At 71.7% G+C, this 8,794-nt stretch carries 9 protein-coding genes; 3 read left to right on the forward strand and 6 right to left on the reverse strand.

Going from position 1 to position 8,794, the window contains the following annotated elements; all coding sequences use genetic code 11:
- The 3 genes from VLF38_RS16790 to VLF38_RS16800 all read right to left on the reverse strand — a co-directional run.
- Nucleotides 1-849, reverse strand: an 849-nt coding sequence (locus tag VLF38_RS16790; RefSeq protein WP_325272385.1) for a protein kinase domain-containing protein, incomplete at its 3' end; no start/stop codon positions are given.
- Nucleotides 850-880: 31 nt separating this feature from the next.
- Nucleotides 881-1,393, reverse strand: coding sequence for a dihydrofolate reductase (locus VLF38_RS16795; RefSeq protein WP_325272386.1), 513 nt, complete (start codon nucleotides 1,391-1,393; stop codon nucleotides 881-883).
- Nucleotides 1,390-2,184 carry a thymidylate synthase gene (locus VLF38_RS16800; RefSeq protein WP_325272387.1) on the reverse strand — a complete coding sequence of 265 codons (795 nt, stop codon included), beginning with the start codon at nucleotides 2,182-2,184 and terminating at the stop codon, nucleotides 1,390-1,392. Before VLF38_RS16800 ends, VLF38_RS16795 begins: the two co-directional genes overlap by 4 nt.
- Nucleotides 2,185-2,318: 134 nt before the next feature.
- Between VLF38_RS16800 and VLF38_RS16805 the strand changes: the two genes are divergently transcribed.
- Complete coding sequence (locus tag VLF38_RS16805; RefSeq protein ID WP_325272388.1) at nucleotides 2,319-4,811, forward strand: PxKF domain-containing protein; 2,493 nt, start codon at nucleotides 2,319-2,321, stop codon at nucleotides 4,809-4,811.
- A gap of 47 nt (nucleotides 4,812-4,858) precedes the next feature.
- Here VLF38_RS16805 and VLF38_RS16810 read toward each other — a convergent pair whose 3' ends face one another.
- The 3 genes from VLF38_RS16810 to VLF38_RS16820 are packed head-to-tail and all read right to left on the reverse strand — an operon-like array spanning nucleotide 4,859 to nucleotide 7,010.
- Complete coding sequence (locus tag VLF38_RS16810) at nucleotides 4,859-5,635, reverse strand: aminoglycoside adenylyltransferase domain-containing protein (RefSeq protein WP_325272389.1); 777 nt, start codon at nucleotides 5,633-5,635, stop codon at nucleotides 4,859-4,861.
- Nucleotides 5,632-6,762, reverse strand: a complete 1,131-nt coding sequence (locus VLF38_RS16815) for an alkaline phosphatase family protein (protein ID WP_325272390.1) — start codon at nucleotides 6,760-6,762, stop codon at nucleotides 5,632-5,634. Before VLF38_RS16815 ends, VLF38_RS16810 begins: the two co-directional genes overlap by 4 nt.
- Complete coding sequence (locus VLF38_RS16820) at nucleotides 6,762-7,010, reverse strand: hypothetical protein (protein ID WP_325272391.1); 249 nt, start codon at nucleotides 7,008-7,010, stop codon at nucleotides 6,762-6,764. The genes VLF38_RS16815 and VLF38_RS16820 overlap by 1 nt, the downstream gene beginning before the upstream one ends.
- A gap of 29 nt (nucleotides 7,011-7,039) precedes the next feature.
- Between VLF38_RS16820 and VLF38_RS16825 the strand changes: the two genes are divergently transcribed.
- Entirely contained in the window at nucleotides 7,040-7,564 is a 525-nt protein-coding gene (locus tag VLF38_RS16825) for a bifunctional adenosylcobinamide kinase/adenosylcobinamide-phosphate guanylyltransferase (protein WP_325272392.1), read from the forward strand.
- Nucleotides 7,561-8,409 carry an adenosylcobinamide-GDP ribazoletransferase gene (gene cobS, locus VLF38_RS16830; protein ID WP_325272393.1) on the forward strand — a complete coding sequence of 283 codons (849 nt, stop codon included), beginning with the start codon at nucleotides 7,561-7,563 and terminating at the stop codon, nucleotides 8,407-8,409. Before VLF38_RS16825 ends, cobS begins: the two co-directional genes overlap by 4 nt.
- The last annotated feature ends 385 nt before the right edge of the window (nucleotides 8,410-8,794 follow it).

Genomic DNA, 8,794 nt, shown 5'->3' on the forward strand with positions numbered 1-8,794 from the left:
GAGCCGCTCGGGCAGGTCGCCCACGTCTCCCTCGCGGGCGAGGGCCGCGATCGCGCGGATCGTCGCCGCGAAGGCAGCCACATCCCGGTAGCGGTGGGCGGGGTCCTTGGCGAGGGCGCGCTGCAGGACGCTGTTGAGCGCCTCGGCAACCGGCCCGTCGCTCTGCACCTGCGGCGTCGGCGCCGATCGGTGTCCGGCATGGGAGGCCACTGGTCGCTCCCCCGTCAGGGCGAGCCAGAGCAGACACCCGAGGGAGTAGACGTCCGAACGCGTCGTGGACTCCTCCCCGCGGTGCAGCTCGGGTGCCCCGAAGTCGAGCGCCTCCTGCTTCTGGCTCCCGAAGAGCGCGCTCGTCGAGAGGAGCGCGGGGAGGATCGCCGCATGGACCACGGTCGCGTGGATCCGGCCGTCACGCTCCTCGACCAGCACGCGGTGGGGTCCCAGCGCCCCTTCGACCAGCCCTGCGTGGTGCAGGTGGTTGATGCCGGCGCCCACCTGGGCGATCAGGTCGAGGGCCTCCTCGGGCGGGATACCGTCCGGCGCACACACCTGCGCGAGGTCGACGCCGTCCAGGGGCGCGGTGGCGAAGAACGGCTGCCCCTCCACCTCGCCGAACTCGTGCAGGCGCAGCAGGTGGGGCGACTCGAGCTTGCGGAGCACGGTCGCCACCCGGCAGACCGCCGCGCGATGTACCGGATCGGCCACGGCCTGGGGCATGACCAGCCAGAGGGTCCGCCGCGCCCCTGACCTGGTCTCACGCGCCGGGACCAGCGAGCCAGCGCCGTAGTTGGCAGGACGGCCGACCACCACGTAGCGGCCGAACTCGACTCCGGGCCCTGGCTCCAGCATGGGCGGAACATTAGCCACCCACGGGCACCATTCAGGTCAAAACGGGCGCCGTGTCCTCTGCGGCGCGTCGCCACCACACGATGACGAACCCGTCGCGCTGTTCCCTGCGCTCCTCGACCCACTCCGCGCGGTCGAATGCCGGGTAGTGGGCGTCGCCCTCCGGCGCCAGCGGGATCTCGCTGAGCACCTGGACGTCGGCGTACGGCATGGCCGCGTCGTAGACGGCCGCTCCCCCGCCGATCATCACCTCGCCGGGCAGCGTGTCGGCGAGGGCGAGCGCCTCCTCGATCGAGTGTGCGACGAGCACGCCGTCGTCGTGCCATGCCGGGTCGCGGGTCAACACGATCGTGGTGCGGCCCGGCAGCGGCTTGCCGATGCCCTCGTGGGTGGTGCGGCCCATGACCAGGGTGTGGCCGATGGTGGTCGCCTTGAAGTGGGCGAAGTCCTCCGGGATGTGCCAGAGCATGTCGTCGTCGCCACCGATCACGCCGTTCTCCGCGACGGCGGCGACCATCGTGACCGTGCGGCCTGCAGCAGTCGTCATACGGCGATCGGGGCCTTGATGGCGGGGTGCGGGTCGTAGCCCTCGACGGTGATGTCCTCGAGCTCGAAGGCGTCGATCTCCTTCACGTCGGGGTTGAGCAGCAGCGTCGGCAGCGCGCGCGGCTCGCGGGTGAGCTGGAGCTGCGCCTGCTCGACGTGGTTGGAGTAGAGGTGGGCGTCACCCAGGGTGTGGACGAAGTCGCCGACCTCGAGGCCGGTCACCTGGGCGACCATGTGCGTGAGCAGGGCGTACGACGCGATGTTGAACGGCACGCCGAGGAAGATGTCGGCCGAGCGCTGGTAGAGCTGGCAGCTCAGCCGGCCGTCCGCGACGTAGAACTGGAAGAGCGAGTGGCATGGCGGCAGCGCCATGTTGTCGACCTCGGCAGGGTTCCACGCCGAGACGATGTGGCGGCGGCTGTCCGGGTTCGTGCGGATCTGGTCGATCACCGTGGCGAGCTGGTCGATGTGGCGGCCGTCGGGCGCCGGCCACGAGCGCCACTGCGCGCCATAGACGGGTCCGAGGTCGCCGTGCTCGTCGGCCCACTCGTCCCAGATCGTGATGCCGCGCTCCTGGAGCCAGCGCACGTTGGTGTCGCCGCGGAGGAACCAGAGGAGCTCGCCGAAGATGCTCCGCGTGTGGAGCTTCTTCGTGGTGAGCAGCGGGAAGCCAGCCGTGAGGTCGAACCGCATCTGGTGGCCGAACACGCTTCGGGTCCCGGTGCCGGTGCGGTCACCCTTCTCTGTGCCGTCTTCGAGCACGCGGGTCAGCAAGTCGAGATAGGTCTGCACGGGCCTGAGCCTAGCCTCCCCAGACCCCACCCCAGACGTGCGACATGTGACTGACGGCGTGGCCCGCGGCAGCCTAGATTCGAACTGTCGAGGCGCCCTCGGGCGACGCCGGTCCTCCGCGTCTGGAGAGTCCCATGAACGTACGCCGCGCCCGCACCGCCCTTCTCGCCCCGACCCTGCTCGTGGCCGGCCTCCCGTTCGCGGTGGCCCCACCCGCCCACGCGAATCCGGACATCCTCGTCGGCTGCACACCGCTGGGCCTGGTGCTCGCCTTCGAGTTGGCCAACGACGAGTCGAAGTACCCCGGCGGCGACACCATCGTCCTGTCGTCGGGCTGCACCTACTCGCTGACCGAGCGGTACGGCGACACCGAGGACGCGCTGCCTCGCATCCCGTCCTCGAGCGCGATCACCGTTCGCGGCAACGGCGCGATCATCGAGCGCGCAGCCGGCGCGCCGTCGTTCGGGCTCACGGATGTCAGCGGCGACCTCCTGATGCAGAACCTGACGATGCGCGAGTTCTGGGGGTTCAACGGCGCCTACCTGTGGGTCAGCGGGTCCGCGGTGCTCTCGGACGTGACGATCACCAACACTCCCCCGACCGGCCAGCAGGAAGCCTCCGTGGAGGTCAGTGCCGCCGGCACCCTGGCGATGATCGACTCCGTCGTGGAGAACCAGTTCGACGTCGACGGAGGTGCGGGCGGCGCGATCAACAACGAGGGCTATGCGGTCGTCCAGGACAGCACCTTCCGCAACAACACCGTCCGGCTGATCTCCGGCGGCATCGGCGTCCAGGTCGGAGGCGCGATCTCCAACAGCGGGACGATGTTCGTCTACGACAGCACCTTCGACAGCAACCACGCCCGTGCGACCGGCGGGGCCATCCGCAACTCGGGCGTGCTGGAGGTTCACGGCAGCTCGTTCACCGGCAACTCCGCCAACTTCGGCGGAGCGATCGACAACAACGGCTCCGCCGACCTCATCGTCACCGGCTCCTACTTCGGCGAGAACGAGGCGGCGATCGACGGCGGTGCGCTCGACAACGGGTCGAGCGGCCTCGCCCAGGTCGAGGACTCGACGTTCTGGCGCAACGAGGCCGGCAGCGACGGCGGAGCGGTGGCGAACGCCCTCGGCGTGCGGCTCGAGCAGGTGACGATGGCCGAGAACGACGCCGACACCGGGGACAGCGTCTACAGCAGCGCCGGTGCGGTGTCGCTCGAGGCCTCTGTGCTCGGCAGCTCGTCCAGCCACTGTGCCGGCAGCGTGCTCGACTTCGGCGACAACGTCGTCCACCCGTCGGCGGGCACCTGCGGCGCCGACTTCACCGTCGGCGACCCCAAGCTGCTGGCCCCGGCGCTCCGGGGTGGCGACACGAAGACGATGGCCCTCGGTGCCGGAAGCGCGGCGTTCGACGCCGGCGGCAGCTCCTGCGACAGCAGCGACCAACGCGGCTTCACCCGGCCACGCGGCGCCGCCTGCGATGCGGGTGCCCTGGAGAACCAGCCGCCGACAGCACCCGGGGCACCGACCCTCGCCGCTGGCCACGTCTCGCCCAACCGGGGCAGCTTCGGACTCACCTGGACGCCCGGGACCGATCCGGACGGCACCCCGCTCTCGTGGGTGCTGACCGAGCAACGCTCCGACCAGCACGCCTTCGCCAGCGTCGGCACCACGACGACGAACGCCCGTCAGTTCGCCGGCCACCCCGAGGGGGTGTGGCGGTTCCGCGTGACGGCATCCGACGGCAACCTGGCCAGCGGCAGCTCGCCGACCTCCTCAGCCGTCAAGGTCGACCAGACGGCACCCACCCTGCCGGTGCCGGCCACCGACCGCACCGCGGAGTACGCCGACGACGGCGGCTGGTTCGCCGACCAGGTGAGCGTCTCGTTCGACGGGTCGACCGATCCTGACCTCGTCGACGGGAGCGCGGGCAGCGGCGTCGCGTCGTACTCGCTGCCGCAGGTCTTCGCCACCAGCGGCCTGCACACCGCGACAGGCACAGCCACCGACGGTGCCGGCAACGTGTCGGCCGCGGCGGCCCTCTCGGTACAGGTCGACGCGACCCCGCCCGTCGTCGGCTTCGACTCCTGCCCGAGCGCGGTCGTCCTCGGATCGAGCGCGCAAGCGGCGTGGTCCGCCTCCGACGCCCACAGCGGCCTGGCGACTCCGGCGACCGGGACGATCGCCCTCGACACCTCGACGATCGCGACCCGCACCGTCACGGCGACTGCCGACGACAACGTGGGCCACGCGTCGAGCGCGACGTGCACCTTCGACGTGGTCTACGCCTTCACGGGGTTCTCCAAGCCGCTCCTCAACCCTCCGTCCACCGCGACGGTCCGTGCAGGTGACACCGTGCAGGTGTCCTGGTCGCTCAGCGGCTTCCAGGGACTCGGCGTGCTCGAAGCGGGCTTCCCGGCCTCGGCGCCCATCACCTGCGGGACGTCCCCGAGCCTGACGACCGGGACGCCGACCACCTCGCGCCGCGGCCTGCAGTACCTCGCCTCGCCGACGGGCCGTTACACCTACGGCTGGACGACGAGCACCGCGTGGGCCGGCACCTGCCGGCAGCTCGTGGTGCTGCTCGACGACGGGACGTACCACCGCGCGAACGTGAGGTTCAGCTGAGGTCGACGCTGCGACGGGCCGTGCGGGGCCCGACCCGGGTGACCGTCTCAGGCGGACGCCACCACGTGCGCCACGAACGCCGCGACGTCGGCGCCGCGGTCGGCCGGATCGGCGTACGGACTGGTGCCGGGGAGGCCGTCGCGCAGGCGGAGGGCATCGTGCAGCACCGGGTGCCACTGTTCGTCCAGCGTCGCGAGCGCCCAGCGGCCGGCGGCCGACTTGGAGGTCTGCCTCCCCGTCTGGACCAGGTGGAGCAGCCGCGCGGCGCCGAGCACGTGCCAGGTGGCGGCGTCGGTCGCGGCCTCGTCGGGAAACTTCGCCAGCGACGACGCGTGGGCGGCCCACTCCGTGGCGAGCGCGTTGCGGGTGAAGGCGAGCAGCCGGTCGTGGTCGGTCCAGACGGCCGGCAGGTCGCCGCGCACAGGCACCGAGTGGAAGGCGAGCTCGTGCCATCCCACCGGGCTCACGTCGTAGCGTCCCTCCGCTTCGAACCACCCGTGCAGCACGCACGGGACGTCCGGGCAGTCATCGGGGTCGCGCGCGAGGTCGGAAGCAGTCACGTGGACGCCATCGAGCGGAGCGGCGAGTCCTCGCTCACCCAGAAGCGCGTGGGACTCCGCAAGGGCGTCGACCTCGGCGTACGACCGGCGGTGCGCGAGCACGGCGACCATGTCGATGTCGCTGACACCCGGGACGAACTCGCCGAATCCCACACCGCCGCGGACGTGGAGGCCGGTGACGAGCCCGGGCGCGAGGCCGTCGACGAGGTCGAGCCAGGTCGTGCAGACCTCCACGACCTGCTTGGGAAGCGCGTGCGACGTCACCGGAAGACGCGCAGGTTCATGCGGTTGTCGAACTGGGCGCCCGGGACCGCGGGGTGGTCGAGCAGGTCCATCGCCAGGTTGGCCGCCGCCATGTTGCGGACCGGCTGCTCCGCCGCGCCGTACGTCGGACGGCCGGCGCCCGGGTCGGCGTACGCCGGGTTGAGCGCATAGAGGTCGGCGCCTGCCGCCATCCCCTTGCCCCAGGCGAGGAAGGGGATGGTGTAGTCCGCCGCCAGCGTCGGGTCGCCGTGCGAGGCGCCGAGTCCGCCGTGGTCCGCGGTGATGATGACCGCCATGTGATCGCGCAGCTCCGCGTTGCCGCGGATCGCGGCCATCACCCGGCCGACGCGTGCATCGGTGGCCCTCACGGCATCGAGGTAGCGCTGGCTCATGAAGCCGTAGGCGTGGCCCGCGCGGTCGGGCCCGGCGAGGTGGAGGAACGCGTAGCGCGGCTTCGTCGCCGAGGTGACCGCCCGCACCAGAGAGCTGGTCAGCCGTGTCTCGTCCTGGTCGTAGACGAAGCGCGAGATCTTGTCGCGACCGTTGTCGACGCCGACCCGGTCCGCACGACCGTTGGCCGACCAGGTGCGGTTGTAGAGGGCGAACTTGCTCTTCGAGGTGTAGAGCCAGGTGCGGCCGCCACGGTCGTGGACGACGTCGAACGCCGAGGCGACGTACTCGCCGGCCGCGCGGTGCACCGTTGTGCGGGCGTCATCGTCGTTGAAGGAGACGCCGTGGCCGCCGAGCGCGACCCGGATCCGGCGGCCGGTCATCATGCCGGTGTGGTTGGGAAGGGTCTCGGTGCGCTCGTAGGCCGTGCGGGCGTTGAGCGTGCGCGGCCCCTCACGCATCACCCGGTGCAGCGCTGGCGTGCCGGTGCTGCCGAGCTTGCGGAGAGCGGTCGGGTTGAGACCGTCGAGCGAGATGACGAGGATCCGGTTGATGTGGTCGTCGGAGGCTGCCGACGTCGGGACCACCGGTCCGGTGACCGTGGGTCCGGTCGTGGGTCCGGTCGTGGATGGCCCAGTCCCCGTCGGGCCGTCCCCGGTCGGCCTGAGCCCGACCAGCAGGGCAGCGAGCACGACCGCACTCGTGAGGAGCGCCCCGAGAAGGCGTCGCGTCGCCATCAGGCCGACAGTGACATCGGGCCGTAGACCTCGCGATCGGCCTCGAAGAGCGTGACCGCGGCAACACCCGCGTCGGCGAGCTCGGGCCAGAACTCCCCCACCCACGACTCCGCGTCTGCCTGGCTCGGGAACGTCTGGTCGGCGAGGTCGGCCGGAGCAGCGACCTCGCCACCCGCACCGTCCTCGAGCCGCCAGCGCCACGGCTTCGCCTCGGCGGAACGGACACCCGACTGGTCGAACTGGCTCATGGTTCCAGCCTAGGCGGTAAGTTCCCCGCGTGAAGACCCTGGTGATCGGTGGCGCCCGGTCCGGCAAGAGCCGGTACGCCGAGTCGCTCCTGCTCGACCGTCCCGACACCACGTACGTCGCGACGGGATACCCGGCCGCGGACGACGACGCCGACTGGGCCTCGCGCGTGGCTCTGCACCGGGCGCGCCGCCCCGCGTCGTGGGCCGACGTCGAGTCGCTCGACATCGCCGGACTGGCTTCCACCGAGGGTGGCGCCCTGCTCGTCGACTGCATGACGCTGTGGCTCACCCGCACGATGGACGCGCACGACTGCTGGAGCGCCTGGGACCGTGGTGCAGGCGCCCTGCGGGCGGACGTAGCGGAGCTGGTCGCGGCCGTGGACGCGTCCTCGCGTGACCTCGTGCTGGTCACCAACGAGGTAGGCCAGGGCGTCGTGCCTGCCGATCCCGGCACGCGGCGCTTCGTCGACGAGATGGGCACACTCAACTCCGCACTCGGCAGCGTCGTCGACGACGTTGTCTGGTGCGTGGCCGGACGGCAGGTGCGACTGTGAGCGGCGACGATCTCGACGGCCTCCGCGGCCCCGCGACGCGCCCGCTGCGTCCAGCGCTCTTCGACCCGTTCCGGCTGCTCTTCGGCACCCTCACCGTTCTCCCGGTCGCCCCGCCGCGCCTGGTCAACCGGGCGGTCGCGGGCCGGGCAATGACCCTCGCTCCGCTGGCCGGCCTGGTGCTGGCCGTGCTCGTCGGCGTACCGCTGCAGCTCGCGTGGCGCTTCGGCCACGGCTCCGCGGCCCTGCTCGCCGTGCTCGTGGTCGCGGCCCTGGCCGTGCTGACCCGGGCGATGCACCTCGACGGGCTCGCCGACGTCGCGGACGGGCTCGGCAGCGGACGTCGTGGCGAGCCTGCGCTGCAGATCATGAAGAAGTCGGACATCGGCCCGTTCGGCGTCGCGACACTCGTCGTGGTCCTGCTGCTGCAGGTGGTGGCGCTCGGCGACCTGATCGCGTCGGGTCGCGGCTTCGCCGGAGTCGTGGTCGCCCTCGTCGCGAGCCGGGCGATGCTGCCCGTGCTCTGCGGGCCTCGCTATTCCCCCGCCCGCGCCGACGGCCTGGGCGCGACCATGGCGGGCAGCGTGTCGTCGCGGCAGCTGGTCATCGGGCTCGTCCTCGCCGTCGGCCTCGTCGTCGTGGCCACGGGCCTGTTCGGGCTGCCCGGCTGGATGGACGCCTCCCGGGTCCAGGGGCTCGTGCTCGCCGCCCTCGCCGCCACCGCGCTCGGCCACCTGCTCGCCTGGCACTGCGTACGCCGCTTCGGCGGCACGACCGGCGACGTCTACGGCGCGGTCGTCGAGACGACGTTCACCGCGACGCTCGTGCTCGCCGCGCTCTTCGCCTGATCCGCCGAGCCGGCGCGAACCTGCACGCCGGAGACGCCGAAGCGGCGCAAACCTGCACGCCGCACACGCCGAAGCGGCGCAAACCTGCACCCCGGAGACGCCGAAGCGGCCCGAACCTGCACCCCGCACACGCCGAAGCGGCCCGAACCCGCACCCCGCGTTGGGTCACGCATCCTTCTCGTACCAACACAGTGACGTGTCACCTGCACACCGGTCCCGCTCAACCAACGGTGTGTGACGCGTCAACGTGTCGGTTCCGGATGGTCGACGGGTGCACCTAGGGGAACCGAGCGCTCGGCAGGCGAGAGGGCGCAAACGCACCCTTCGCGTGCAGGTTCGCGCCGCCTCGGCACCCACCACCTGCAGGTTCGCGCCCTCTCGGCAC

It is taken from the genome of Nocardioides sp., from assembly GCF_035481145.1.
Classification (GTDB): Bacteria; Actinomycetota; Actinomycetes; order Propionibacteriales; family Nocardioidaceae; genus Nocardioides.

Coding starts and splice junctions, on each gene's coding strand:
- VLF38_RS16820 (WP_325272391.1), bottom strand. CDS start 7,010: ATGAGCCAGTTCGACCAGTCGGGTGTCCGTTCCGCCGAGGCGAAGCCG.
- VLF38_RS16815 (WP_325272390.1), bottom strand. CDS start 6,762: ATGGCGACGCGACGCCTTCTCGGGGCGCTCCTCACGAGTGCGGTCGTG.
- VLF38_RS16805 (WP_325272388.1), top strand. CDS start 2,319: ATGAACGTACGCCGCGCCCGCACCGCCCTTCTCGCCCCGACCCTGCTC.
- VLF38_RS16795 (WP_325272386.1), bottom strand. CDS start 1,393: ATGACGACTGCTGCAGGCCGCACGGTCACGATGGTCGCCGCCGTCGCG.